The 26,102-nt window shown below is 72.7% G+C and carries 16 protein-coding genes; 11 read left to right on the top strand and 5 right to left on the bottom strand.

Features of this window, described 5'->3' with window-relative positions; genetic code table 11:
- Nucleotides 1–49 precede the first annotated feature (49 nt).
- Both SSP08S_RS31165 and SSP08S_RS31160 read left to right on the top strand, forming a co-directional pair.
- Complete coding sequence (locus SSP08S_RS31165; protein WP_019071578.1) at nucleotides 50–1,405, top strand: hypothetical protein; 1,356 nt, start codon at nucleotides 50–52, stop codon at nucleotides 1,403–1,405.
- A 70-nt stretch (nucleotides 1,406–1,475) separates the two neighbouring features.
- Complete coding sequence (locus SSP08S_RS31160) at nucleotides 1,476–2,840, top strand: MFS transporter (RefSeq protein ID WP_369407103.1); 1,365 nt, start codon at nucleotides 1,476–1,478, stop codon at nucleotides 2,838–2,840.
- Nucleotides 2,841–2,887: 47 nt separating this feature from the next.
- Here the strand turns inward: SSP08S_RS31160 and SSP08S_RS31155 are convergent, their stop codons facing one another.
- The gene (locus SSP08S_RS31155) at nucleotides 2,888–4,402 is read right to left on the bottom strand and encodes an MFS transporter (protein WP_102133440.1); all 1,515 of its coding nucleotides are present in this window, start codon (nucleotides 4,400–4,402) and stop codon (nucleotides 2,888–2,890) included.
- Nucleotides 4,392–5,777: a helix-turn-helix transcriptional regulator gene (locus tag SSP08S_RS31150; protein WP_245607989.1), complete on the bottom strand. Its 1,386-nt coding sequence runs from the start codon at nucleotides 5,775–5,777 to the stop codon at nucleotides 4,392–4,394. The genes SSP08S_RS31155 and SSP08S_RS31150 overlap by 11 nt, the downstream gene beginning before the upstream one ends.
- A gap of 360 nt (nucleotides 5,778–6,137) precedes the next feature.
- Here SSP08S_RS31150 and SSP08S_RS31145 point away from each other — a divergent pair, with 360 nt between their 5' ends.
- From SSP08S_RS31145 to SSP08S_RS31105, 9 genes are read left to right on the top strand one after another with little or no spacing between them, the layout of a single operon-like run.
- Nucleotides 6,138–13,226 (top strand): non-ribosomal peptide synthetase, encoded by a 7,089-nt coding sequence (locus tag SSP08S_RS31145; protein WP_019071574.1) that lies wholly within the window; start codon nucleotides 6,138–6,140, stop codon nucleotides 13,224–13,226.
- Nucleotides 13,223–14,938 carry a thioester reductase domain-containing protein gene (locus tag SSP08S_RS31140; RefSeq protein WP_019071573.1) on the top strand — a complete coding sequence of 572 codons (1,716 nt, stop codon included), beginning with the start codon at nucleotides 13,223–13,225 and terminating at the stop codon, nucleotides 14,936–14,938. Before SSP08S_RS31145 ends, SSP08S_RS31140 begins: the two co-directional genes overlap by 4 nt.
- Nucleotides 14,935–16,692, top strand: coding sequence for a fatty acyl-AMP ligase (locus SSP08S_RS31135; RefSeq protein ID WP_019071572.1), 1,758 nt, complete (start codon nucleotides 14,935–14,937; stop codon nucleotides 16,690–16,692). The genes SSP08S_RS31140 and SSP08S_RS31135 overlap by 4 nt, the downstream gene beginning before the upstream one ends.
- Nucleotides 16,689–18,407 (top strand): acyl-CoA dehydrogenase family protein, encoded by a 1,719-nt coding sequence (locus tag SSP08S_RS56210; protein ID WP_019071571.1) that lies wholly within the window; start codon nucleotides 16,689–16,691, stop codon nucleotides 18,405–18,407. The genes SSP08S_RS31135 and SSP08S_RS56210 overlap by 4 nt, the downstream gene beginning before the upstream one ends.
- Nucleotides 18,404–20,164, top strand: coding sequence for an acyl-CoA dehydrogenase family protein (locus tag SSP08S_RS31125; RefSeq protein WP_019071570.1), 1,761 nt, complete (start codon nucleotides 18,404–18,406; stop codon nucleotides 20,162–20,164). The genes SSP08S_RS56210 and SSP08S_RS31125 overlap by 4 nt, the downstream gene beginning before the upstream one ends.
- A gap of 20 nt (nucleotides 20,165–20,184) precedes the next feature.
- Nucleotides 20,185–20,466: an acyl carrier protein gene (locus tag SSP08S_RS31120; RefSeq protein WP_019071569.1), complete on the top strand. Its 282-nt coding sequence runs from the start codon at nucleotides 20,185–20,187 to the stop codon at nucleotides 20,464–20,466.
- Between the two features lie 41 nt (nucleotides 20,467–20,507).
- Nucleotides 20,508–21,701: a cytochrome P450 gene (locus SSP08S_RS31115; protein ID WP_019071568.1), complete on the top strand. Its 1,194-nt coding sequence runs from the start codon at nucleotides 20,508–20,510 to the stop codon at nucleotides 21,699–21,701.
- Nucleotides 21,702–21,732: 31 nt separating this feature from the next.
- Complete coding sequence (locus SSP08S_RS31110) at nucleotides 21,733–22,995, top strand: cytochrome P450 family protein (RefSeq protein WP_019071567.1); 1,263 nt, start codon at nucleotides 21,733–21,735, stop codon at nucleotides 22,993–22,995.
- A 5-nt stretch (nucleotides 22,996–23,000) separates the two neighbouring features.
- Nucleotides 23,001–23,558: an NADPH-dependent FMN reductase gene (locus SSP08S_RS31105; protein WP_019071566.1), complete on the top strand. Its 558-nt coding sequence runs from the start codon at nucleotides 23,001–23,003 to the stop codon at nucleotides 23,556–23,558.
- A gap of 25 nt (nucleotides 23,559–23,583) precedes the next feature.
- On the opposite strand, the gene SSP08S_RS31100 is transcribed toward SSP08S_RS31105, so the two are convergent.
- The 3 genes from SSP08S_RS31100 to SSP08S_RS31090 all read right to left on the bottom strand — a co-directional run bounded on the left by SSP08S_RS31100 (nucleotide 23,584) and on the right by SSP08S_RS31090 (nucleotide 25,842).
- Nucleotides 23,584–24,576, bottom strand: coding sequence for a L,D-transpeptidase (locus tag SSP08S_RS31100; protein WP_051106016.1), 993 nt, complete (start codon nucleotides 24,574–24,576; stop codon nucleotides 23,584–23,586).
- 127 nt (nucleotides 24,577–24,703) lie between these two features.
- Complete coding sequence (locus SSP08S_RS31095; protein WP_019071564.1) at nucleotides 24,704–25,267, bottom strand: YbhB/YbcL family Raf kinase inhibitor-like protein; 564 nt, start codon at nucleotides 25,265–25,267, stop codon at nucleotides 24,704–24,706.
- On the bottom strand, nucleotides 25,264–25,842 hold the full coding sequence (locus tag SSP08S_RS31090; RefSeq protein WP_019071563.1) for a cysteine hydrolase family protein: 579 nt from the start codon (nucleotides 25,840–25,842) through the stop codon (nucleotides 25,264–25,266). Before SSP08S_RS31090 ends, SSP08S_RS31095 begins: the two co-directional genes overlap by 4 nt.
- Nucleotides 25,843–26,102 lie beyond the last annotated feature (260 nt).

The following is a 26,102-nucleotide window of genomic DNA, read 5'->3' as shown; positions in this document are numbered from 1 at the left end:
GTGTATGCGGACCGAGTGAGCGACCACCACCAAGCGGAATGGGGTATTCATGTCGGCGGAGCTGGTAACTGCCCAGTACAACCGGGAGTTCCGCACAGCGGGCAGCGGTCTGCCCGCAGTCGCCCAGCATGTCAACGAGTTTCCGACACTCGCCCCGTGGCGCGGCGAGCATCTGCCCAGGCCGTTCTTCGTCGCCGAGCGGGAAATTCGGGAGTTCGCCGACGACCTTCACCATCTCCTCAACATGCTCACATCCTTGCCGGAGCGGCTGTTCGACGGAGATCTGGACGCCTTCCGGTCGGTGCTGGGAATCAGCGACGACCGCTGGGCGGCGATGCGGCGGCTCGGCGACGGACCACTGGTCCATAACGGCCGCGCGGATATGTACCACGACGGAACTTCTTTCAAAGTTCTGGAGTTGGGCCTGGGCAGCGAGGTCGGCGGCTGGGACCTCGCCGGCGAAATCCCCAGAGCGATGCTGGAGAAGGAGGCCTTCGCCGAATTCGCGCGCCGGAACCGGCTCGGCTACACCCATCCCGCGCGGGCCGCGGTGGAGGCGCTGCGACAGCTCGGCGCGACGGTGGCACCCGGCCGCGAACCGGTGGTGGCCCTGCTGGAATGGCAGGGCGGCCTCGCGGACTACGGCGACACCTGGCACACCTTCCAGTCCGTGCTGAAGTGGGCGGGGCTCGACCTCCTGGTGGCCGAGGTCACCGATGTGCACGAGCGGGACGGCGCCCTCTACCTCGGGGACACGAAGATCGATGTGGTCTACCGCTGCTTCGTCGCAGCTCAGATAGCCGAGGAGCCCGGCGGCTGGGACCTGGTCGAGCCACTGCTGCGTGCGCACCTGGCGGGCGGGACCCTGCTCTGGACACCGCTGTCCAGCAACCTGTTCAGCAACAAGAGCTGCATGGCACTGCTCTCGGACCCGGCGCGGCGGCGGAACCTGGGCGAGGACGAGTGCCGGCTCGTCGACCGGGTGCTGCCCTGGACCCGGCTGCTCAGCAAGGACGCGATGGCGGCCGACACCGACCTCGTCGACGAATGCCTCGAGCGGCGCGAGGAGTTGATCCTCAAGGTCAACGCACGGGGTGGCGGAGTGGGTGCCGTGGTGGGCTGGGAAACAGCCGAAGCGGAATGGCGGAAGGCGCTGGAGAACGGCGCGGAAGAGGGCTGCGTGGTTCAGCAGAGGGTGATTCCCAGGGCAGAGCCCGTGGTCGATCCGCTATCGGGAGAAACCGAGGAATGGCACGCCGCCTATGGAATGTTCTACACCCCGCATGGTTATGCGGGAATGTATGCCAAAGCGGTGCCGGCCGGAGCGGGCAGCATCATCACGATCAAGGCGAATGCCAATGCGCGGAGCGTAGGCGTCTTCCATCAGAGCGATCTGCCGAAGTGAACCGTCCGCCCGTCCGCCCGACGAAAGCGAAATTTCCGCCGACGCCGCGTCGCCGGACCGAAGAGAGGCCATGATGTCCCAGCCTTCCCCCGCGCCCTCGACATGGCAGCGGATTCAGACAGCCTGGGGTCTGCCCGACCTCACGGGAAAAGGCCGATTCGTCACGGCAAACCTGATCGACAGCCTGGGAAACGGGCTGGTGATGGCGTTCACGATTGTCTTCTTCGTGAAGACGACGCCATTGTCATTGGTCGCCGTGGGCGCCGCCCTGACCGCCGGCCGGCTGCTGGCTCTGCCGATGCCTCCCTTTGTCGGGCCGCTTCTGGACAAATACGGTCCGCGCGCCGTGGTCGCGGCGGGCAACTGGATTTCGGTGGCCGGCTTCGTGGGTTTCCTGTTCTCCCACGCGGTCTGGCAGATCGTGCTGTGGCAGTTCGTGGTGCAGCTCGGCTCCACCGCCTTCTGGATGGGCAGCAGCCCGCTCACCGTGCTGGTCGCACACGGCACCGAGCGGGCCCGCTGGTTCGGGTTCGTCCGTGCCCTGCGCAATGCCGGGGTCGGCTTCGGCGGCGCCGCCTCGGCAGTGGCCCTGAGCATCGGAACCGTCACCGGGCTGCGCGCGGTCATGGTGGCCAACGCGGTCACCTTCTCCATCGCCGGATGGCTCTTCCTCACCTGGCGGCCGGCGGGGGACACGAGCGGGACGGCCGACGCCGCCCCCGCCGGGGCGAAGCCCGCCGCGCCGGCCGAGAGTTCCGAGGAACAGCCGCCGGGCGGCTACCGCACCGTGCTGCGGGACACGCGGTACCTGCGGCTGGTCGCGGTGAACCTCTCCTTCGTGTTCGCCTCCATGGTGATCACGGTGCTGCTCGCCGTCTACGCGGCGGACAATCTCGACGTCGGCGCCTGGATCGTCGGCGTGCTCGTGGTGCTGAACACGGCCATGGTCGCGCTGCTGCAGACGCTCGCCAGCCGCTGGATCGAGACCCGCAGCCCGGTACGGGTACTGGTGCTGGCCCTGCTGGTCAACGCGGCGGCGTTCGTCATCTTCGGCTCGCTGCTCGCGCTGCCGGGCTGGGCGGTGATCGTCGGCCTGCTGATCGCGATGATCCTGTACACCGTGGCCGAGATCCTCAGTTCGCCTCCGACCAGCGAACTGAGCGTGATGATGGCCCCCGAGCACCTGCGTGGCCGCTATCTGGCCGTGTACCAGCTGTCCTGGTCGATCGGCGGCGCCCTCGCACCGGTGCTGCTCACCTCGCTGCTCGACGGCGGCGCGCTCCTGCCCTGGGTGTTCCTCACCGCGATCAGCCTGCTGGCGGTACCCCTCGTCCTCGGCCTCGACCGACAGCCCACGACAGCGGGCGTCTCCACCCCGGCGGCGGACGAAGCCCGCGTCGAGCAGCAGCAGTTCGACGGCGAGCCCGCCGACTGAACCCACCCTCGCACCCCCGGCGACCGGCCCCGGCCCCGGCCCCGGGGTCACTGGGCGGCCACCGCCGCCTGGGCCGCGGCGGCCTTGCGCAGCGGGGGCACGAACAGGGTGGCCAGGAGGGACAGTGCGAGGTTCAGCACCAGCGTCACCGTGAAGGCGTGCGCGTAGCCGTGCCGTGAGGCGCTGTCGCCGAGGGTGCTGAAGTAGACCAGCCCGACCAGGGCGATGCCCACCGACATGCCCAGCTGTCCCACGGTCTCCAGCACGCCTGCGGCGCTGCCCGCCTCCTGCGGCGGCACCTCGGCGAGCGCGGTGCCGAGCAGCGGGCTGACCCCCAGGCCCTGGCCCACGCCGATGACGACGAGGGCGGGGACGAGCATCGGTCCGGTGAGCCCGTCGCCTGCGGCCACGGCGGTCACCAACAGCACAAGATAGCCAAGGGCGTTGAGCCCGTAGCCGACGGTCAGGATGTGCAGGCCCAGCTTGCCCATGATCTTCGGTACGACCAGGGAGACCGCGGTGAAGGCGATGCCGAGCGGGGCGAACAGCAGCCCCGACCGCAGCGCCGAGTAGCCGAGGCCGCTCTGCAACTGGACGGCGAGCACGAAGAACAGGCCGGCGTTGCAGGCGAAGAACGCGAGGAACACCGCGTTGCCCGACCGGTAGCCGCGCAGCCGCAGCAGGGCGGGGCTGACCAGTGGCTGCCCGCCGTTCGCGGCCAGCCGCCGCTCCCACCGGCCGAACGCGACGAGGAACGGCACGGACAGCACCATCATCACGAAGCACCACGCGGGCCAGCCGGCCGTACGCCCCTCGGCGAGCGGGAAGGACAGCAGCAGCAGCGCGACCGTGAGCAGGCCGACTCCGGGCAGGTCGAGGCGGGGCCGCCGGTCGCTCTTGACGCCCGGCATGACCAGCGCGGCACCGGCGATGGTCACGAGCCCCAGGGGCAGGTTGACCAGGAAGATCGGGCGCCATCCCCAGCCGAACAGGTCGAGGTGGACCAGGACTCCGCCGATCAACTGGCCGGTGATCGCGGCCAGTCCGATGGTGACGCCGAAGAAGGCGAGCGCCCGGTCGCGCCGTGTCCCCTCGAAGGAGGTCTGGATGATGGAGAGGATCTGGGGGAAGAACAGCGCCGCGGAGAAGCCCTGGACGCAGCGGAACACGATCAGCGACTCCGGGCCCGGCGCGACGCCGCAGGCCAGCGAGGCGGCGGTGAACAGCCCGAGACCGGACAGGAACATCCGTTTGTAGCCGACGATGTCGCCCAGTCGGCCGCCGGTCACCAGGAAGAGCCCGTAGGCCAGGATGTATCCGCCCACCGTCATCTCGATCGCGGACACGGAGGCGTGGAGGTCGGCGCGGAGGGACGGGACGGCCACATTGACGATGTAGGAGTCCATCATCGCCATGAAGGTCGCGGCCATCGCCACCAGCAGCATGGCGCGAACCCGTCGTGGGCTGAGGCCCGGTGATCCGGTCCCGCTCGCTGCCGCCGGGGTGGAGTCCGTGTCGCCCTCCTGCCGTCGGGGAAGGGAAACGGCCTGCTCATCGCGCATCTGCGGTCCTGCTCTCCGGTGTGGGGGGCGTGGTGGTGGACTCGTCCTCCAGGTGCAGCTGGTGGAGGTGCGCCCCCACGAGTTCGGCCCGGGAGAAGACGCCCAGTTTTCGAAAGATCTTGCGGAGGTGGAAGTTGACGGTGTGGGGCGACAGGCTGACCCGTGAGGCTATTTGACGGTTCGTCAGACCGTCGGCGACGAGCCGGACGATGTTGTGCTCGGCCGGGCTGAGCGGGTTGGGCTCGCCGCCCTCGCCCGCCGGGTCGCCCGTGGACGCGACGGGACCGGCGTGGACGGTCTCACGGGCGGGTGCCGTCGCCCGTCCCGCGGCGACCGGCCGGGCGACGGCGCCGCGGCGCTCGGCCGGCCGGCTCGACAGCAGGGCCACCGCCTCGCGCACCAGCGCGTGCCGGAACCTGAGCCGGTCGCCCTCCACGACGAGCACCCCGGCCTCGGCCGCCTCGCGCACCGCGCCCAGCAGCGGGACCGCCCGTTCGTCGGGCAGTTGTATCAGCTCGCTCATCCGGACCGGGCGCGGCTGGGCCGCCACCTCGGCCACCAGGGCCCGGGCCCGCCCGGAAAGCCGCGGGTCGTCGTGGAGCAGCGCGGTCAGCACAGGCCGGGGCAGTGGCCCGGCGGCCGACCGGGCGACGCCGCCGCGCACGGTGTGCCCGCCACAGGCGATCAGCGTGTCCAGTACGGCGACGAGCAGCGCGGGGTGGCCGCCGCAGGCATCGATCAACTGCCCGAGCGTGGCGTCCGGCACTCCGCCGAGCCGGTCCGCGGCCATCCGGACGGTGTCGCGCCGGCGCAGTGGGCCGAGGGCGAGACGAACGGTGTCGGGGCCCTGCGGCGGGCCGGGCAGGCCGGGCACACCGACGCCCGAGAAGAGCCACAGCACCCGGCGGGCGGAGCCCACCGAGGGAAGCCGCTGAAGGGCGCCCTGGACGTCGGGATCGTCCCAGGCGACGTCGTCGAGGGCGATCAGCACCGGCCTGGCCGACGCGTCGTCCGGGCCCGGTTCGCCGCCCGGGCCGGCGAGTTCGGCCGCGACCGTCTCGTCCAACAGGTCCGGACCCCAGGACGTTCCGAGACCGGGGTCTTCGGGAAGTGACTCAAAACCGGCTGTGCCACCCATGAGGGAGGCAGCCAGTAAAAGCTTGCGGTACCTGGTTGCCCGGCCGCTGACGACGTCGAACCCGAGCTGTTCCGCAGTGGCCGAAATTCGATTGACCAAGGCGGTCTTGCCGGAACCTCTGGGACCGTCCAGCAGAATCACATTGCTCCGGCCACGGGCCACTGCATGCAACCGGAGACGTATTACACATTGTTCATGGGCACGGCCGTACAGATCCACAATCTCCCCCGTGTGCATCCACCGTTCAGCGAGCATGCGTACGCGCCTGACCTGGCACGACGCCCCTCATCACGCGACTCTGACCATCGACTGCCCTCCCCTGCCCCGCAAGCGGGCCGGTCCATGCCGTAATCCCGGCGCTTCGTGTTTCCGACGCTAGCCCATTCAGGTAAAGAGATCCCCATCCACGATCAAGAGATTTCTCGCCGGTGGCCGGTATTCGAATCTCGCGCGGGCCTTCTACCCGACCCTTTATGAGCCGTCAACTACTCGAACAAGTAGTGGCTGATTTCCAGAGACTTTGACAGGTTTGAGTGGCCTGCGGAGCGTGCCAGACGGACGCTTGAAGCGATCTCTACGGGGGAGAGCCGAACCGACATGCCACACAGCAACCCGGGCATTCGTCTGCCGTTGACCGCCGCCCAGTCGGGTGTGTGGGCGGCCCAGCAGCTGGACCCCGGGAACCCGCGCTACAACTGCGCCAGCTATCTGGAGATCCGCGGCCCCGTCGATGTCGCGCTGCTCCGCCGGGCGGTGGACACGGCCCTGGCCGAAGCCGAAGCCCTGCGGGTGCGCCTCGACGACACCGACGGCCCGGGACAGACGGTGACGCCGTTGGCCGAAAGTCAGCTGGAGGTGCTCGACCTGTCGGCCGCCGACGGGCCGCGGGCCGCCGCGGACTGGATGCGCGCGGAACTGTCCCGGCCCGTGGACCTGCTGTCGGGGCGGCTGGTGCGGCACGTCCTGATCAAGGACTCCCCCGCCACCCGGCTGCTGTATCTGCGCTACCACCACCTCGTGATGGACGGCCTCGGCCAGACCGCCCACATCCGGCGCATCGCCGAGGTGTACACGGCACTCACCGCCGGCGTCGAACCGCCACCGGCCCGTGCGCTGCCGCTGCGGGACCTGGTCGCCGAGGACCGCGCCTACGCCGTCTCGGCCGCCCACGACCGTGACCGCGCCCACTGGCTCGACCGGTTCGCGGACCACCCCGACCCGGTGAGCCTGAGCGACTACGACGCGGGGTCCGCGCGCGGCCTGCTGCGCCGCACCACCGCTCTGCCCGCGGCCGACGTCGCGCTGCTGCGGGACACCGCCCGGCGACTCGGCGCCCGGCCGTCCGCGCTGCTCGTCGCGGCCGTGGCCGCCTACCAGTGCCGGATCGGCGGGACCGAGGAGACCCTGCTGCGGCTTCCGCTGCCGGCCAGGTCGTCCGGTGCGGCCATCGCGACTCCGGCCATGTCCGCCAACGAACTCCCGCTGCGCATCGCGGCGCCCCGCACCGCCTCCTTCGCCGAGCTGGCCGCCGGGGTCTCGGCGGAGCTCGGCCGGGCCCTGCGCCATCAGCGTTTCCGGGGCGAGGAGTTGCACCGGGAGCTCTTCCCGGCCGGACGGCGCGAGCCGCTCGCCGGGACCACGGTCAACGTGGTGACCTTCGACGCCGACGTCTCCTTCGGGGACCTGCCGAGCACCGCGCACCACCTCTCCTCCGGCCCCGTCGACGACCTCCGGTTCGACTTCTTCTCCGACGCCCGCGGCAGCCGCGTACGGCTGAACACGGACGCCAATCCGCAGCGCCACACGGCGGGCGCCCCGGCCGCACACAGCCGGCGCCTGCTCGCACTGCTGCGCCACGCGCTCACCGAGCCCGAACTGCCCGTCGGCCGCCTGACGCCGATGGACGAGGAGGAACGCCGGTCCGTGCTCGCCGCCGGCGCCCCCGCCGTCCGCGCCTACGACCTGGACGCGCGCCTGCACGAACTGATCGGGGCGCAGGCCGCCCGCACCCCGGACGCGGTCGCCGCCCAGGTCGCCGGGGCGTCCCTGACGTACCGTCAACTCGTCGACGACGCCCGCCGGCTGGCCGCTCACCTGACGGAACGGGGGGTGGTTCCCGGCAGTGTCGTCGGTGTGCACCAGGAGCGTTCGCTGGACCTGGTGGTGTCGCTGCTCGCCGTGCTGATGTCCGGCGCGGCCTATCTTCCGCTGGACCCCGAACTGCCCGCCGCGCGCCTCGCGTTCCAGATCGAGGACGCGGCGGTCGCCGTCGTGCTGAGCACCTCGCGGCTGGCCGGGGACCTGAGCGGTACCGGCGCACAGGTGGTCGCCGTGGACGGCACACTGCCGGAACTGCCCGCCGCCGAGGGCCCGTTGCCCGCCGGGAGCGCGTCCGACACCGCGTACGTCATCTACACCTCGGGCTCCACCGGCACGCCGAAGGGTGTCGCCGTGCCGCACCGGGGCGTGGTGAACCGGCTGCTGTGGATGCAGGAGGAGTACCGGCTCGCACCCGCCGAGTGTGTGCTGCAGAAGACGCCGTTCACCTTCGACGTGTCGGTGTGGGAGTTCTTCTGGCCGCTGCTGGCAGGGGCCCGGCTGCATCTGGCCGAGCCCGGCGCGCACCGCGACCCCCGGGCGCTGGCCGCCGCCGTCCGCGAACACGGCGTCACCACCGCGCACTTCGTGCCGCCGATGCTCGACCTGTTCCTCGCCGAGCCGTCGGCCGCCGAACTGCCGGGCCTGCGCCGGGTGATGTGCAGCGGCGAGGCGCTGCGGCCGGAGACGGTCGCCCGGTTCCGGTCCGTGTACGGACCGGACGCACCCGCGCTGTTCAACCTGTACGGCCCCACGGAGGCGTCCATCGACGTCACCCACTGGCGGTGCACCGAGCGGGACACCACGGGCCCGGTGCCGATCGGCCGCGCGGTGGCCAACACCAGCCTGTACGTGCTCGATCCCGGCGGCGAGCTCCTGCCCTTCGGCGTCCCCGGCGAACTGCACATCGGCGGCGTCCAGGTCGCGAGCGGCTACCTCAACCGGCCCGGGCAGACCGCGGAGCGCTTCGTCGCCGACCCCTTCGGGGAGCCCGGCGCGACGCTCTACCGCACGGGCGACCTCGCCGTACTGCGCGAGGACGGCGTCGTCGAGTACCGCGGTCGCACCGACCACCAGGTGAAGATACGCGGCTTCCGGATCGAACCCGGTGAGATCGAGTCCGCGCTGCTGGCGCTGGCCGGAGTGCGCGGCGCGGTCGTCACAGCACCGCGGCAGGCGGACGGGCAGCACCAGTTGCTCGCCCATGTGGTGGCTCCCGGTGCCACGGACGCGACCCTGGCGGCGGCCCTGCGCGAGCGGCTGCCCGGCTACATGGTGCCGTCCCGGATCGTGCTGCTCGACGAGCTGCCCCTGCTGCCCAACGGCAAGGTGGACCGGCGCTCCCTGCCCGCCCCGGCCGGCCCCGGGCCGGTGTCTTCCCCCGAACCGGACGGCGCTCAGCCGCAGGGCGACGCCGAGCGGCTGGTGCACGAGGCCTTCGCGGCGGTGCTCGGAGCCGAACGCGTCGGCCTCACCACCTCCTTCTTCGCCCTGGGCGGCGACTCCATGCTCAGCATCCGGATGCGCGCCGCCCTGGAACGCTCCGGGCTCACCTTCGCGCTGCCCGACCTGTACGCGGCACCGACCGTACGCGGGCTCGCGCTCCGCACCGTGCCGTACGTCCCGGGCGGCCCGCGCACCGAACCCTTCGCGCTGCTGTCCGCGTCCGACCGTGAACTGCTGCCCGACGGCGTGGCGGACGCCTATCCGCTCAGTGCCATGCAGTCGGGCATGGTGTCCTACGCCGAGTACGAGGAGAGCTCGTCCGCCTACCGGGTGGTCACCGGCATCCGTATCCGACTCCCCTTCGACCCGGGCCTGTTGCGCGACGCCCTGGACGGCACGGTCCGGCGCCATCCGGCGCTGCGCAGCTCCTTCCACCTGACCGGGTACAGCGAACCGGTGCAGCTCGTGCACCGCGAGGCGCGGGTGCCGCTCACCGTGGACGGGCGGCTGCTGGGCGCGGACGACACCGTCCGGGACGCCTTCCTCGCCGAGTGGGCCGAGACCGCCAAGCACCACGACTTCGACCTGACCGCCGCCCCGCTGCTGGCCTTCACCGCCCACCCGCTGAGCGAGGACTCCTTCCAGCTGAGCGTGGTGGAGCACCATGTCGTGCTCGACGGGTGGAGCGACGCGGCGATGCTCGACGAGATCGTGGAGCGCTACCGCGCCGCGCTCTTCGGCGAGGACCTGTGGCTGCCCGAAATACCGTCCACCTACGGCGCGTTCGTCGCCGCCGAGCGCAGGGCGACGGAGCGCGAGGAACACCGTGCCTTCTGGGCGGGCGAGTTGGTGGGTGCCGAACCCGCGCCGCTTCCGCTGCGCACCGCCGCGCGCCCCGGCGGCGCCCGCCACCGCCGTTTCGACGTGCCGCTGGACGAGGTGACCGGGGCGCGCGTGACGGAGGCGGCCCGCGCCGCGGGACTGCCGCCGAAGTCCCTGCTGACAGCGGTCCACGCGGCCGTCCTGCACTCCGTGACGCCCGGCGACGAGGTGCTGACCGGCGTGGTCACGCACGGCCGCCTGGAGGAGGACGGCGGCGACCAGGTGATCGGCGTCTTCCTCAACACGCTGCCGCTGCGGCTCACCACGGCCGACGGTTCCTGGCTGGAGCTGGCCCGCCGGGTGCACGCGCACGAGCAGCGCACGGTGGCGCACCGCCGCTACCCGTACGCCCGCATCCTGCGCGACCACGGAGGTCTCTCCCTGGACTCGTACGTCAACTTCATGGACTTCCACCGGCAATGGGGCTCCGACACCTCCATCCAGGGCGGGTTCGGCATCGCCGAGACCAACTTCCCGCTCGCGGTGAACTTCCTCGTCGACCCGGTGGGCGGTCGGCTCGGTCTCTGGCTGGACTGCGACACCTCGCTGCTGGACCCCGAGTTCTGCGAGCGGCTGGCCGGCTACTACGGGCGGGCCCTCGCGGCACTCGCCGCCGATCCGGATTCCGGGCCGCCCGCCGATCTGCGCGGCGCGGACGAACGCGGCCGGCTGCGGGCGTGGAACGACACCGCCGCGCCCTTCGACACCGGCGCCACCGTGCACGAGCTGATATCCCGTCAGATCTCCGCGACGCCCGGCGCGACAGCCCTCCTCGACGGCCATGAGCGCATCAGCTACGCCGAGTTGGACGAGCGCGCGGGCAGACTGGCGCACCATCTGCGCAGGCGCGGGGTGGGGCGCGGCAGCCGGGTCGGGGTGAGCGTCCGCCGCTCGGCGGACCTGGTGGTCACGCTCCTCGCCGTCGCGCGCAGCGGCGCCGCGTACGTACCGATGGACCCGGACTTCCCCGCCGACCGGCTGCGCCACATCGCCACGGACGCGGCCCTCGACTGTCTGGTCACCGGCCCCGGCGGACCCGAGGGGCTGCCCGCGCGCGCCGTCGTACGGCTCGACCGGGACGCGGCGGACATCGCCGGCTGCCCCGCCGGACCGCTCGACGCGCAGGCCGGGCCCGACGACCCGGTGTACGTCATCTACACCTCCGGTTCCACCGGGCGCCCCAAGGGCACGGTGCTGCTGCACCGCAATGTCGTGAACTTCTTCACCGGCATGGACCGGCGGATCGGCATCGCCGCCGACGACGTCGTGCTGGCGCTCACCAGCGTCTCCTTCGACATCTCCGTACTGGAACTGCTGTGGCCGCTCACCCGCGGGGCGACGGTCGCGGTGGCCGGCGAGCGGATGATCGAGCGGCTCGTCCCCGCCGACGGGGAGGACTCCTTCCAGGAGCTGGTCACCCGGCACGGCGTCACCCTGGTGCAGGCCACCCCCTCGTTCCTGGCGGCCGTGGCCGCGCAGCCGGAGGCGCTGGACGCGCTGCGGCCGCTGCGCGCGCTGCTGGTCGGCGGCGAGGCCTTCCCCTCCGGGCTCGCCCGACGGCTGCTCGGCTCACTGCCCTCGGTGCGCGTGTTCAACATGTACGGGCCGACCGAGACGACCATCTGGTCGACGGTCCACCGGCTCGACCGTGAGCGCGACGTCCACGCGGCGGCGCTGCCGATCGGCCGCCCCGTCGCCAACACCCTGGTGCGGATCGTGGCGGACGACGGACGCGAGAGCCCGGTGGGGGTCGCCGGTGAGCTGTGGATCGGCGGGGAGGGGGTCGCAGCCGGGTACCTGGACCGCCCCGAGCTGACGGCCGAGCGTTTCGTGGACCTGGACGGGGTCCGCCACTACCGCACGGGCGACCGGGTGCGGTGGCGGTCCGACGGAACGCTGGAGTTCCTCGGCCGGATCGACCGCCAGGTGAAGATCCTGGGCCACCGCGTCGAGCCCGACGAGGTGGAGAGCGTGCTCTCCCGGCACCCCGAGGTCGCCTCGGTCGCCGTGGTCGCGGCGCCGCGCGCGGGTGGTGGCGCCGAACTCGTCGCGTACGTCTCCCCGGTCGCGCGCGGCGAGGACTCCGGCGGCGAGCACGCGCACGTCGACCGCTGGCGCGACGTGTGGGAGGGCGCGTACACACCGGGCACCGGCCATGGCCCCGACCCCGCCGAACCCGACGCCGACGAGCGGGACTTCGCGGGCTGGCTCAGCAGCTACACCAAGCGGCCGATCCCCGCGCACGAGATGCGCGAGTGGCTCGGGCACACCGTGGAGCGGATCCGGGCGGCCGGCGCCCGCCGCGTGGTGGACGTCGGCGTGGGCGTCGGACTGTATCTGCGGGAGCTGGCGCCGGCCGCCGACGCCTACCTGGGCATCGACCTCTCCCCCGCCGCGCTGGCCACCGCGGCCGCCGCGGTCTCCGTGGACGGCCGGCTGCCGGGCCACATCACGCTGCGGCAGGGCGAGGCCATGGCGCTGGCCGAACTGCCGGACGCGAGCGCCGACCTGGTGCTGTTCAACTCCGTCGTCCAGTACTTCCCCGGCGCGGACTACCTGCGCCGGGTACTGACCGAGGCGGTCCGGGTGGCCGGTCCCACGGGCGCGGTCTTCGTCGGTGACGTACGGGACCTGTCGCTGCTGCCCGCCTTCCACGCGGACACGCAGCTGCGCCGGGCGCCCGCCCTCGGAACGGCCCGGGAGGTGTCGGCCGCGGCGTCCCGTGCCCTGGCCGAGGAGCGGGAACTCTGCCTGACCGCCGAGTTCTTCCGGGAGTTCGCCGCCTCCGTCGGGGCGGGCGTGCGCATCGAGCTCAAGCGCGGGCGCAGCGCGAACGAGCTGACCCGGTTCCGCCGGGACGTCACCCTGTACGGCCGGGCCCGGGTGCCGGACGCGGCGGCCGACGGCAAGCGGCCGGCCTGGGACGAGGTCGGCGGGCTGGACGCCTTGGAGGAACTGCTCGACGGCACGCCCCCGGAGAGGGCGCTGACCGTCACCGGCCTGCCGGACCGCCGGCTGGTCCGGCCGCTCGCCGCACTCGCACTGCTGCACGGCGGACCGGGCGCCGAGGAAACCGCCTGGGACCTGGAGCGGGCCCTGTGGGAGGCCGGCGACACCGACGCGGTCGATCCCGAGGGCCTCGTGGCACTGGCCGCGCGCCACGGCCGGCAGGTCCGGCTGATCCCCCCGGAACCGGCCCGGGTGGGCGAGTTCGACGCCGTGTTCGAGCCGCACACGGTCTTCGAGTCGAGGGAGCGATGAGCACCGTGAACGCACCGGTCACGCCGACGGCCAACTCCCCGCTGACGCAGGCGAGCTGGGCCGCCTTCCGTACCGGCCTGCGGGAGTTCGCCGCCGGGCAGCTGCCCGACGCGATGGTCCCGGCCCGTTTCGTCGTCCTGCCCGAGCTGCCCAAACTGCCCAACGGCAAGGTCGACCGGGGCAGGCTGCCGGCCGTCGCGGAGGACGACACGACGGGCGCCGCGGGCTACGTGGCGCCGCAGACACCCCAGGAGATCCAGCTCGCCGAGATCTGGGCGGACGTCCTCGGCGTCGGCAGGGTGGGCCTCAAGGACAACTTCTTCGAGCTGGGCGGCGACTCACTGGCCGGCGCCCAGCTGGCGGCCCGGCTCCGGGCGGCGACCGGCGCCCGGATCAGCCTGCGCAAGCTGTTCGACAACCCGACCGTGGAACGTCTCGTACGGCAGCTGGGCGCCCAGGACGACACGGCCGCGCAGGCGGGCGGGGCGGGACACCCGCGGTCCATCTCCGGCGAGGATCTCGCGGCGGAGGCCCTGCTGCCCGCCGACATCGTCCCGGCCGCGGACGCGCTCCCCGCCTCCCGGGGTCCGTACGGCTGCGTGCTGCTGACCGGCGGCACCGGCTACACGGGTGCCTTCCTGATGCGCGAGCTGCTCGACCGCTCCGGCGCCCGGCTGTACGTCCTGGTCCGCTCCGACAGCCCCGAGCAGGCGGCGGCTCGGGTCAGGGCCGCGATGGAGCTGTACGGGGTGTGGCGGGACGGCGACGAGAAACGGTTCTCCGGTGTGCCCGGCGACCTGGCCCGGCCGTACTTCGGACTGGACCGGGAGACCTATCTGCGGCTGGCCCGGGACGTCGAGATGATCGTCCACAACGGGGCCTGGTCCAGCTACGCGCTGCCCTACCGGCGGCTCAAGCCGGTCAACGTCCTCGGCACCCAGGAGGTCCTGCGGCTCGCCGCCCGGCACCGCGTCAAGCCGGTGCACTACATCTCCTCGCTCGCCGTCTACCCGGGCCGCCCCGGCGCGCACCGATGGACGGAGGACGCGGTGGCCGGGCCCGAGGGCGTGGTCGGCGGATACCGGCAGACCAAATGGGTGGGCGACCGCATGATGGCGCAGGCCCACGCGCGGGGCCTGCCGACCTGCGTCTACCGCCCCGGGCAGATCGCGGGGGCGCAGACCACCGGCGCCTGTGCCACGGACACCTTCCTCAACGCGACCGTCAAGGGCTGCGTCCAGCTGGGCGCGGCCCTGGAGTTCGACGTCTTCCTGGAGATGACCCCGGTCGACTTCTGTGCCGCGACGGTGGCGCACGTGGCGCTCGGCGGACAGTGGCACGGCACCTCCTTCAACCTGCCGGGCGGACATCCGCTGGCCTGGGACCGGCTGGTCGAGCTGCTCGCGGAGTGCGGCCATCCGCTGCGCCGCCTCCCGTACGCCGACTGGTACGCCGAGCTGACGGCGGCGGCCGAACGCGGCGAGGAGAACGAACTCGCCCGTTTCCTCCCGCTGTTCGGCCCCGACCGGCCCGCCGAGGACCTCGGCTACCGGGGCAGCAGGCCGGTCTTCGAGACCGCCAACCTGCGGGCGGCGCTGGCCGGTTCGGGCATCGAGTGCCTGCCGCCGGAACGCGAGCTGATCGGCCGCTACCTGGACTACTTCGAAGCCACCCAGTTTCTGCCCGCGCGCGCCGAGAGGACTGCCCCGTGACCGACTCCTCCCTTCTGGACGAGCCCAGCGCCCTGCACCTGCTGCGCCGCCACGCCGTGGAGCGGGCCGACCGCGCCGCCGTCACCTTCGTGCACGACCACGACGCGGCCGACGGTGCCCGGACGCTCGGTTACGCCGAACTGGACGCCGAGGCCCGCCGGGTCGCCTCCTGGCTGCAGCGGCACTGCGCGCCCGGCGACCGGGTCATGCTGCTGCACCCGCCGGGCCTGCCCTTCGTCACCGCCTTCCTCGGCTGCCTGTACGCGGGGGTCGTCGCGGTGCCCTCGCCGATGCCGGGCCAGTTCCAGTACCAGCAGCGCCGGGTCTCCGGGATCGCCGTGGACTCGGGGGTGCGGGTGGCCCTCACCGACACCGGACAGCTGGACGAGGCCCAGTGGTGGAGCGACACCGAGGACCTGGGCCTCACCGTCGCGGCGAGCGACACCGCGGACTTCGGAGACGCCGACCGGTGGCACGACCCCGGGGCCGGCCGCGGCGACCTGGTGCTGCTGCAGTACACGTCCGGTTCGACCGGCGACCCGAAGGGCGTCATGGTCGACCACGGCAACCTGCTGCACAACGCGGACAGTCTGCGCCGCTCACTGGGCCTGACCGCGGACACCAACTTCGGCGGCTGGATCCCGCTCTACCACGACATGGGCCTGATGGGTCAGCTGCTGCCCAGTCTGTTCCTGGGCAGCAGCTGCGTGCTGATGTCCCCCATGGCGTTCCTCAAGCGTCCGCACCAGTGGCTCGCCATGATCGACACGTACGGCCTCGGCTACTCGGCCGCGCCCAACTTCGCCTACGAGTTGTGCGTGCGCCGCGTCACGGACGCCCAGCTCGCCCGACTCGACCTGTCCCGCTGGCGGTTCGCCGCCAACGGCTCCGAGCCGATCCAGGCGTCCACCCTCCGCGACTTCGCCGACCGCTTCGCCGCGGCCGGATTCCGCGCCGAGTCCCTCGCGCCCTGCTACGGAATGGCCGAGGCCACCGTCTTCGTGTCGGGGCGGGCGGGCCGGCCGCCGCGTGTCGAGCCGGTGGATCCCGAGGCCCTGGAGAAGCACACCCTGGAGGCCCCGCGCCCCGGCGGCCCGGCGCGGCAGCTGGTGGGCTGCGGCGATGTGCCGGACTTCGACGTGCGGATCGTCGACCCGGCCGACCACCGGGTGCTGCCCGACGGCACGACCGGCGAGATCTGGCTGCGCGGCCCCAGCGTCGCGGCCGGCTACTGGGAGCGGCCCGACGCGAGCGCCGAGACGTTCGGCGCGCGTACCGCCGACGGCGACGGCCCGTTCCTGCGCACCGGGGACCTCGGCGCGCTGCTCGACGGCGAGCTCTATGTGACCGGCCGCAGCAAGGACCTGCTGATCGTGCACGGCCGCAATCTCTACCCGCACGACATCGAGCACGAACTGCGCCTGCGGCACGCCCCGTTGGCAACCCTGGCGGGCACCGCGTTCACCGTGCCGGTGCCGCAGGAGGAGGTCGTCGTCCTGCACGAGGTCCGGGGCCGCTTCGACGCCGAACAGCTGGCGCAACTGGCCGTGGAGATGCGGGCCACGGTCTACCGCGCCTTCGGGGTGCGCACGGCCGGGCTCGTCCTGCTCCGGCCGGGTGCCGTCCGCAAGACCACGAGCGGCAAGGTGCAGCGCTCCGAGATGCGCGGGCTCTTCCTCGACGGCGCGCTCACCCCGGTGTACGAGGAGGTCGACCCGGCGGTGCGTGCCGTTGTGGCGGAGGAGTCCATATGACCGCAACCGGCCTGGGGTGGCCGTCCGGCCTGCCTGCCGCTCTGGATGCCGCGATACAGGGCTCCCGTGCGGCGGACGGGCCCTTCGCCGCGGCCCGCAGCGCCCGGCTGGACGCCCGGGAGGAGTTCCCCGCCGAGGCCTGCGCGCTGCTGGACGGCTGCGGAATCGCACGCGCCTATGTGCCGGCGGAGTTCGGCGGCGCGCCGGGCGGCCTGCCCGAACTGCTCGCGTCCCTGCGGACGGTGGCGCGGCACGACGTGACCGTCGCGGTCGCGCACGGCAAGACGTTCCTCGGCGCGGTGTCGACCTGGGTGGCCGGCTCCGCGGAGCAGCGGCGCGCGCTCGCCCGGCGGATCCTCGACGAGGACGCCGTGGTGTCCTGGGGGCTGACCGAGCCGGGCCGGGGCAGCGACCTGCTGGCCGGGCGGCTCACCGCGACGGCGACCGAGGCGGGCGGCCGGCGGCTCGACGGGACGAAGTGGCCGGTCAACAACGCGACCCGCGGCGAGCTGATCTCCGTGCTCGCCCGCACCTCCCCGCAGGGCGGGGCGCGCGGCTTCAGCCTGTTCCTCGTCGACAAGAATCGGCTGGCCGAGGGCAGTTGGCGGCCGCTGCCCAAGGAACCCACGCACGGCATCCGGGGCGCCGACATCAGCGGCATCCGCTTCGACGGCGCCGAGGTCCCCGCCGGAGCGCTGACCGGCCGGGTGGGTGACGGCCTGGAGATCGTCCTGAAGAGCCTGCAACTGACCCGGACCGTGTGCTGTTCGCTCTCCCTCGGCGCGGGTGAGCACGCGCTGCGTCTGGTGCACGCGTTCGCCGAGCGGCGCGCCCTGTACGGCACCACCCTGCTCCGACTGCCGCTCGCCCGACGGGTCCTGGGGCGCGCCGCGGCCACCGTGGCGCTCGCCGACGCCGCCTCGCTGATGGCCGCGCGCTCGGCGCACTGCCTGACCGGCGAGATGAGCGTGGTGTCGGCGCTCGCCAAGGCGGGGGTGCCGGCGATCGTCCAGCAGACCATCGACGAACTCGCGGAACTCCTCGGCGCCCGAGGCTTCCTGACGGACCGTCATGTCGACGGGATGTTCCAGAAACTGGAGCGCGACCACCGTGTCGTCGCCATCTTCGACGGCAGCACGGCCGTGAACCGCTCCGCCCTGATCGCCCAGTTCCCGCTCCTCGGCAGGCTGGCCCACAGCGGCGCGCACGACGCGGCCGGTCTCGCCGCAGCCGCCGACGTGTCGGCCCTGCCCGCGCTGGACCACGGCGCGCTGCGCCTGATGAGCCGTACCGGATGCAGCGTCGTCCAGGGGCTGTCCGCGGCGGCCGGCCGGCTCGGTGGACTCGCCGCGGCCGGGGCCGTACCGCAGCGCGCCCACGAAGTGGCCGCCGCGCTCGCCCAGGAGGTCACGGCGGTCGCCGACGCCGTGACGGCGCTGGGCCCGGCCACCCGCGACACGCCCCCGGAGGCCTTCGCCCTCGCGCGCCGCTACGAGCTGTGCTTCGCGGGCGCGTCCGCCACCCATCTGCTCCTCGCGGACCCCGCCGACGAGGCGCGCGCCCTCCGGCTGACGGCCGCCCTGGAGCGCTCGCTCGAACTGCTCAGGCCCGGCCACGAGGCGCCGCCGGACGCGTACGAACCCGTACTGACGGCACTGGCGGAGCCGGACGCGTCAGCGGGCGCGGCGGTCACCGCGAAGGAGCTGATCGCATGACATCCGCCGTTCCCGTCTCCCCCGCCCGGACCGCGGGCGTCGCGGGAGACCACGTGCACGACAAGCACATCAGCACGCTCGAGGAGCTGTTCGGCGACGCGGGCGACCCGGTGAACCCGGTGGGCCGCGCCGAAATCGTCGCCGCCGACGAGCGCGGCGAGATGCTCGCGGCGGGCGAGGATCTCCTCACCGGCTTCGGACTGAACGCGCACTTCGTGCCCGAGGCGCTGGGCGGCCGTTTCACCGGACTCGAGCAGCTGATCGGTGTCATGCGCGCCGTCTACCGGCGCGACCCCTGCCTGGGCCTCGGCTACGGCGCGGGCTCCTTCATGGCCGGGGTCAACGTCTGGACCGCGGGCACCGCCGCACAGCAACTCCGGCTGGCGGACCGGCTGCTGGCCGGTGACCGGGCCGCCTGCGCCTACCACGAGCTGGCGCACGGCAACGACTTCTCCCGCACCGGACTCACCGCCCTGCCGGGGCCCGACGGCCGCCGCCGGCTCAACGGCCGCAAGGAGATCGTGGCCAACCTGCGCCGCGCCGGGTCCATGGTCCTGTTCGCGCGCACGAACCCGGCCCCCGGCAGCCGCAGCCACTCCCAGCTCCTGCTCGACACCGACGACCTGGATCCCGGCTCGGTCCGGCACCTGGAGCGGTTCGGCACCGTCGGCATGCGCGGGGTGCAGCTCGGCGGCATCGAGTTCACCGACTGCGCGGTCCCGCCCGGCAGCGTGCTGGGCGGCACCGCCGGCCTCGGGGTCGAAACGGCCCTGCGCTCCTTCCAGTTGACCCGGATCGCGCTGCCCGGGATGACCGTCGGACTGCTCGACACCGCCCTGCGAACCGCCCTGCGCGGAGCACGGAGCCGCCCCCTCTACGGCGGCACCGTCACCGATCTGCCGCTGTCCCGGTCGATCCTCGCCGAGGCCTTCGCCGACCTGCTCCTCGCGGACACCTTCACCACGGTCGCCGCCCGCTCGGTCCACACGGCGCCCGCGCAGGCCGGTGTCTACGCGAGCGCCGTCAAGTCCTTCGTGCCGCCGGTCCTGATGCGGGCGGTCTACCGGCTGTCCGAACTGCTCGGCTCCCAGTTCTATCTGCGGGCCGCCGAACAGCCTCTGTTCCAGAAGCTGTTGCGCGACGTGCAGCCGTCGGCCTTCGGACACGCCTCCCGGGTCTCCTGCCAGTCGGCGCTGCTGCCCCAGCTGCCGCTGACCGCCCGCCGCGGCTGGCTCGCGGCGGAGGGCGCCGCCCTGCCCGCGGAGACGTTCCGCCCGGGGATGCCGCTGCCCGGGGTGCGTTTCGAGGACCTGGCCCTGACGGGCGGCGGGCGCGACCCGCTGTCCCGCTCGCTGGTGGCCGGTGCGGCGGACGCGCGGGAGGACGGCGGGATCGCGGCGCAGGCCCGCTTCTGGTGCGCCGAACTCGACGCGCTGGCCGCCGCCGCGAGCGGCCTCGGACCCGGTGCGGCCGGGCCCGCAGCCTCGCCGTACGCCTTCGGGCTCACCACGCGCTGGGCCGGTGTGCTGGCGGCCTCCGCCTGCCTCAACACCTGGTGGCACCGGCCGCCCGGCGCCGACGCCTTCGCCGACCGGCCGGCCGGCGTGCTCGCCGCCCTGCACCGCCTCGGCACCCACCTGGACCACCACCGCGACCCGCTCCCCGGGGCGCTCGCCGAACCTCTCTACACCGAACTCGTCCGGCGCTTCGACGCAGGCCTGACCTTCGACCTCGACTGCCGCCCCACCGGGGCCTGACCACTCACCCGGAGGACCCCATGTCCGAACTCACCGCCCGGCCCGTACCCGTCTCCGTCTCCGCGGACGAGGTGCGGGAGTGGCTGCGCGACCGGGTGGCCGCCCACACCGGCCGCCCGGTCGAGGAGATCCGGCCGGACCTGCCGCTCACCGAGTACGGCCTCGACTCGGTGTACGTACTCGGCCTGTGCGCCGAGATAGAGGACCACTACGGCATAGAAGTCGAGCCGACGGTGATGTGGGACAACCCGGCGCTCGACCCGCTCGCCGAGGCCCTGGTCCCGCTGATCACCGCCCACTGACCACCGCACGCCCCTCCTCGTCCTCTCCCGGAGCCGACGCGATGACCGCCACCCTGCCCGAGTTCCCCATGCCCCGCACCCACCCGCTCGACCCGCCGCCCCAGTACCGGGTGCTCGGCGCCGAGCACCCCGTGTTCCAGGTGCGTACGCCCCGCGGCGACACCGCCTGGGTCGTCACCCGTCACGAGGACGTCCGGGCGGTACTCACCGACCGCGCCTTCAGCTCGGACCCGCGCACCCCCGGCTTCCCCACCTACGTCACCGGTGACGTGCCGCCGCCGGCCGGCTTCTTCATGCAGGCGGACCCGCCGGACCACGGACGGCTGCGCCGCTCGGTGACCCGGGAGTTCCTCATCAACCAGATGGAGGCGCTGCGGCCCACGATGCGCCGGATCCTCGACCGGCTGGTCGACGACCTGACCGCGGACGGCGCCGAATCGGCCGATCTGGTACGGCACTTCGCGCTGCCCATGGCCGCCATGACCATCTGCGAGATCCTCGGCGTCCCCTTCGAGGACCATGTGCTGTTCGTGTCCCTCACCGACACGGTCCTGGACCGCACCACCCCTCCGGAGGAGGCCGTGAAGGCGGCCGTCGAGCTGATGGGGTACTTCGACCGGCTGGTCACGGCCAAGGAGGCACGGCCCTCCGAGGACATGTTCGGCCGCATGGTCACCCGCTCCGCCGAGGGCGGCCTCAACCACGAGGAACTCGTCGGCATGGCCGCGCTGTTGCTGCTCGCCGGCTACGACACGATGGCCCAGATGATCGGCATCGGCACGGTCACTCTGTTCGAACACCCCGGCCAGCTCGCCGAGTTGAAGCAGGACCCCACCCTGCTGCCCGGCGCGGTCGAGGAGTTGCTGCGCTATCTGTCCATCAACCACGCCGGTCTGCCGCGGGCCGCCACCGAGGACGTCGTGGTCGGCGGGCAGCGGATCCGCGCCGGCGACGGCGTCCTGGTGATGCTGAACGCCGCCAATCGCGACGAGAGCGTCTTCGAGCACGCCGACACCTTCGACATCCACCGCGAGAACACCGGCAGGCACGTCGCCTTCGGCCACGGCTTCCACAAGTGTGTCGGGGCCACCCTCGCGCGGGTGGAGCTGACCGAGGTGTTCGGCGGCCTCTTCGAGCGCCTGCCGGGACTGCGCCCGGTGAAGCCCATCGAGGAACTGCCGTTCCGTCACGACATGGTGCTGTACGGCGTACGCGAACTGCCCGTCACCTGGTGACCGGCCCCCTCCCCCACGATTGGACCCCGCAGTGACCGCCTGCCCCCACACCGCCTCCGCTCCCCCGCCCGCCGTCTTCACCCCCGCGTTCGTCACCGACCCGTACCCCGCGTACGCGGCCCTGCGGCAGGACGGCCGGGCGCACCGGGTCACCCTGCCGGGCGGGGTCGACGCATGGCTGCTCACCTCCTACGAGGACTGCCGCCGCGCCTTCCTCGACAGCGACTCGTACTCCAAGGACATGGCCGGCACCTGGACCGCCTTCCAGGAGCAGCGGGTGCCGATCACGGGGGACGTGGTGATCGGGATGGGCGACTCCATGCTGGTCTCGGACCCGCCGCGGCACACCCGGCTGCGCGCGCTGGTGTCGAAGGCCTTCACCCCCCGCCGTATCGAGGCCCTCGCCCCGAGCGTCGAGGAGACCGCGGCCCGGCTCCTCGACGGGTTGCTGCGCCGGGACGGCCACCTGGCCGGACGGGCCGACCTGACCACCGAGTTCGCGGCCCTGCTGCCCATGGAGGTCGTCGGGCATCTGCTGGACCTGCCCGCCGAGGACGGTGCGCGTCTGCGCCGCGCGGTCGAGGCCGTGATGAGCAACGACGAGGACAGCCGGGACGCGGCCATGGCCGCCTTCGAGGAAGTGCACGGCTACCTCGGCGAGTTGGTCCGGCGCAAGCGTGCCCGGGGAGGCGACGACCTGACCTCGGCGCTCATCGAGGCCCGCGACCAGTCCGACCGGCTGACCGAGGACGAACTGGTCTCGATGCTCGCGCTGCTGCTCTCCGCGGGCCACGAGACAACCGTGAACCTGCTGGGCAGCAGCGTGCTGGCACTGCTGCGCCACCCCCGCCAACTCGCGCTGGTGACCCGCGAACCGAAGCGCTGGCCCGACGCCGTGGAGGAGGTGCTGCGCTGGGACGGCCCGATCCAGAACGCGATCTGGCGCTTCACCCGCAAACCGGTCACGGTCGGCGACGTCACCATCCCGGCGGGCGAGGCCGTCGCACTGAGCGTGGCCGCCGCCGACCGCGACCCGGCCCGTTTCCCCGGCGGCGAGCGGTTCGACATCACCCGCGGGGAACGCTCGCACCTGGCCTTCGGCCACGGCATCCACCACTGCCTCGGCGCCCCGCTGGCACGGCTCGAGGCACGGATAGCGGTCCCGCTCGTCTTCGCGAAACTGCCGGATCTGGCCCTCGACGGCGAGCCGTCCTACCGCCCGTCCACCGTCTCGCGCGCCCTGTCCTCCCTGCCGGTGACCTTCGGACCGGCGACTCCCGAGAACGTAGGCTGACCAGAATGAAAATCCTTGCGCTGTGCGGAAGTCTGCGGTCGGGGTCGCTCAACGCGGCCGTACTGCGGTCGGCCACCGACCTGTTCGTGCCACCGTGGGAGATCACCGTCGAACCGGACCTGGGCCGCCTGCCCTTCTTCAACGCGGACGTGGAGGAGAACGACCTCCCCGAGATCGTCGCGGAACTCCGCGCCCGCCTCGGCGCCTCGGACGGCCTGCTCATCGCGACCCCCGAGTACGCCCACGGAACCTCGGGCGTCCTGAAGAACGCGCTGGAGTGGCTGGTCGGGGGCGGCGAGATCGCCATGAAGCCGGTGGCCCTGATGAGCGCGTCCCCGGCCGTCACCGGCGGCGACCGGGCCCGCGCGTGGCTGACCGAGACCCTCACCGTCATGGGCGCGAACGTCCTTGCGGACGGCCTGCGTATTCCTCAGGCCACCCGCAAGGTGAAGGACGGCCGCCTCACGGACGAGCCGACCCTGGCCGCGCTCCGTGACCTGCTCGACGACCTCGCCCGCGCGGTGGCCGCGGCGCGCGAGGAGAACCCCCTCCTCGCGCCTTGAACGCACCCCGTGGCCGGCACCACCGTCACAGCGTCGCCGTAGTCCCCTCGCCGGAGCCGCTGCCCGCCAGCCACTGGCTCCAGTCCAGGTTGAAGTCGGCGTAGCCGTTGTCCGCCGGGGCCTTGCCCCGGGGGGAGCCGGTGATGGTGATGGGGTCGCCCTGCTTGACCTGGCCGTAGAACCATTCGGCGTCCGAGAGGGAGAGGTGGACGCAGCCGTGTGAACCTCGGGCGCTGCCGGTGCCCGGGTTCGGGTCGCCGGTCGAGTAGTGGACGTAGGTGCCGGACTGGGTGAGGTGGATGTCCCAGGGCAGGGTCAGGTCGTAGTAGTTGGGGCTGCCCTTGTCGCAGCTGATGCCGACGCTGCAGGAGGTCATGTGGACCTTCTTCTGCTTGTCGATGACGGCCATCGTGCCGTCCCACGTCGGGTACTCGGCGCTGCCCGCGTTGATCGACAGGGTGCGCACCGTCGCGCCGTTCTTGGTCACCTTCATCGTGTGGTCGGTGACCGAGACGTCGGCGCGCACGTCGTCGCCGATCTTGAAGGTGTGCGTGTAATTGTGCACGCCGTAGCGGCCGTTGCCGTTGCTGACGCCCGTCATGTCGGCGTCGATCTTCACCGTCGTACCGGAGGGCCAGTACGTCTTCGGGCGCCAGTCGGCGCGCTGGTTGCCCATCCAGTGCCAGGCGCCGACCACCGGCTGCGAGGCGCTCACCTTCATGTGCTTCTCGACCGTGGCGTGTGCCTTGGCCGCCACCGGGTTGGTGAAGATCACCGAGATCGGCATGGCCACGCCGACCGTGGTTCCGGTCTGCGGGGTGATCGTGTCCAGCAGCATCGGCGGGCCCGCGGGCTTCGTCGGCGACGGCGAGGCGCTCGCGCTGGGCTTGCCCGACGCCTTCGCGTCGTCCCCGCTCCCGCTCGCCTTCGCGCTGCCGCCCCCGCCGCAGGCACTCGCGCCCACCAGCACCACACCTGTGACGAGTGCGATCCCTATGCTGCCCTTGCGCCGTCCCACGACGTGCCCCACTCTCTCGTTGCCTCGGCCCTGAATGGCCCGACTCCATGTCAGACGGTTACCCCGGGGTCAGCAGTTTCGTCCGGCACGTAAAACGTGTCCCAAGATTCCCTGTGCGTCACCGGAGTCAGCGTTCGAAAACGCCGGTCAGGCGGGCACGGCCGAGGACGGGCGCGGGGACGGTGGGCAGGAGGGCGCGGGGGCGTACCCGGTCCACCGGAGTGGCGCCGTCGAGAGAGGCCTGGAGGGCGAACAGCTGGAAGACGTAGCGGTGCGGGCCGTGGCCCTTGACGGGTGCGGGGCCGTGGTAGCCGCGTCCGACGGTGGAGCGCAGTACCCGCACCCCGGGGCCCGGGTGTCGCGCGGACAGGGCGCCGGGGTCCAGGTGTCCGGCCGCCGGGTCGATCAGGGCGAGGCAGTGCACGGCCGGCTTGGACAGGGGGACGTCGATGTCCTCCACGACGATCAGGAGCTGGGCGGTGCCGGGCGGGGGCGGGGTCCAGGCGAGGTGGGGGGACTCGTCGGCGCCGCCGATGTGCTTCGCGCAGTTCTTCAGCGGCATGGTCGCGCCCTCGGCGAAGTCCTCGCTGGTGAGGGTCAGGAGCTCGGGGCCCCGCAGGTGAGGCAGGTTCCACGCGGTGTGCGTCTCGCCCGCTCTGCGGTTGTTGAGGAGTCGGCCGAGCAGGCTCATCGGGTCGCCTCCAGCATCGCTACGACCTCTGCGGCCGTCGTGGTCTCGCCGAGCTTCGGGAACACGCGCTCGACGCTGTGCCGATGGGCCTCGGGGTCCGGATCGGTCATGGCGTCGGTGGCCAGGACGACGTGGTAGCCGTGGTCGGAGGCCGAGCGCGCGGTCGACTCGACGCCGGAACCGGTCGAGATTCCGGCGAGCACGATCTGTGTGACGCCCAGGTCCCGCAGGAGGGTGTCGAGACCGGTGTCGTGGAAGGCGCTGCGCCGCCGCTTGGTGAGCAGGTGGTCGGTCGGCCGGACGTCGAGTTCGTCGACGAGCTCGGCCCAACCGGCCGCCGGCGCCGGGCTGTTCGCGGGCCCTCCGGTATCCGTACGGCCCGGGGCGCGGCCGATGACGTTGACCAGGACGACGGGCAGGCCGTGCCGCCGGAACCCGGCGGCCAGGCGGGTCGCCCGGCCGACGGCGGCGTCGGCGGCCTGCCGGCCCGCGGCGGCGGCGAGAGCGGAAACGATCCCCTCCTGCAGATCGATCACGACAAGTGCGGGCCTGGGGTCGATCGTCGTCAGTGGCACGGGGGTGTCTCTCCTGTGGTCGTCCCGCTCGTCGAACTGTCCGTCCGGTCGGGCGGGGGCGTCGCGGTACCGGGTGTTCGCGGTGCTGGGGTCTCAGTGACGGATGTTCGCGATGCTGGCGTCTCGGTGGCGGACGTTCGCGGTGCCGACGCCTCAGCGGCAGGCACCGATAGCGGGTCGGGGCGCGGCCCCGGAGCCTTGACTGCGGATGTTCGCGGTGACGGCGTCTCAGCGGCGGACGCGCGCGGTCCCGGGGTCTT

It is taken from the genome of Streptomyces hokutonensis, from assembly GCF_000376565.1.
Lineage (GTDB): Bacteria > Actinomycetota > Actinomycetes > Streptomycetales > Streptomycetaceae > Streptomyces > Streptomyces hokutonensis.
This window is presented reverse-complemented; position numbering and strand designations above follow the sequence as displayed.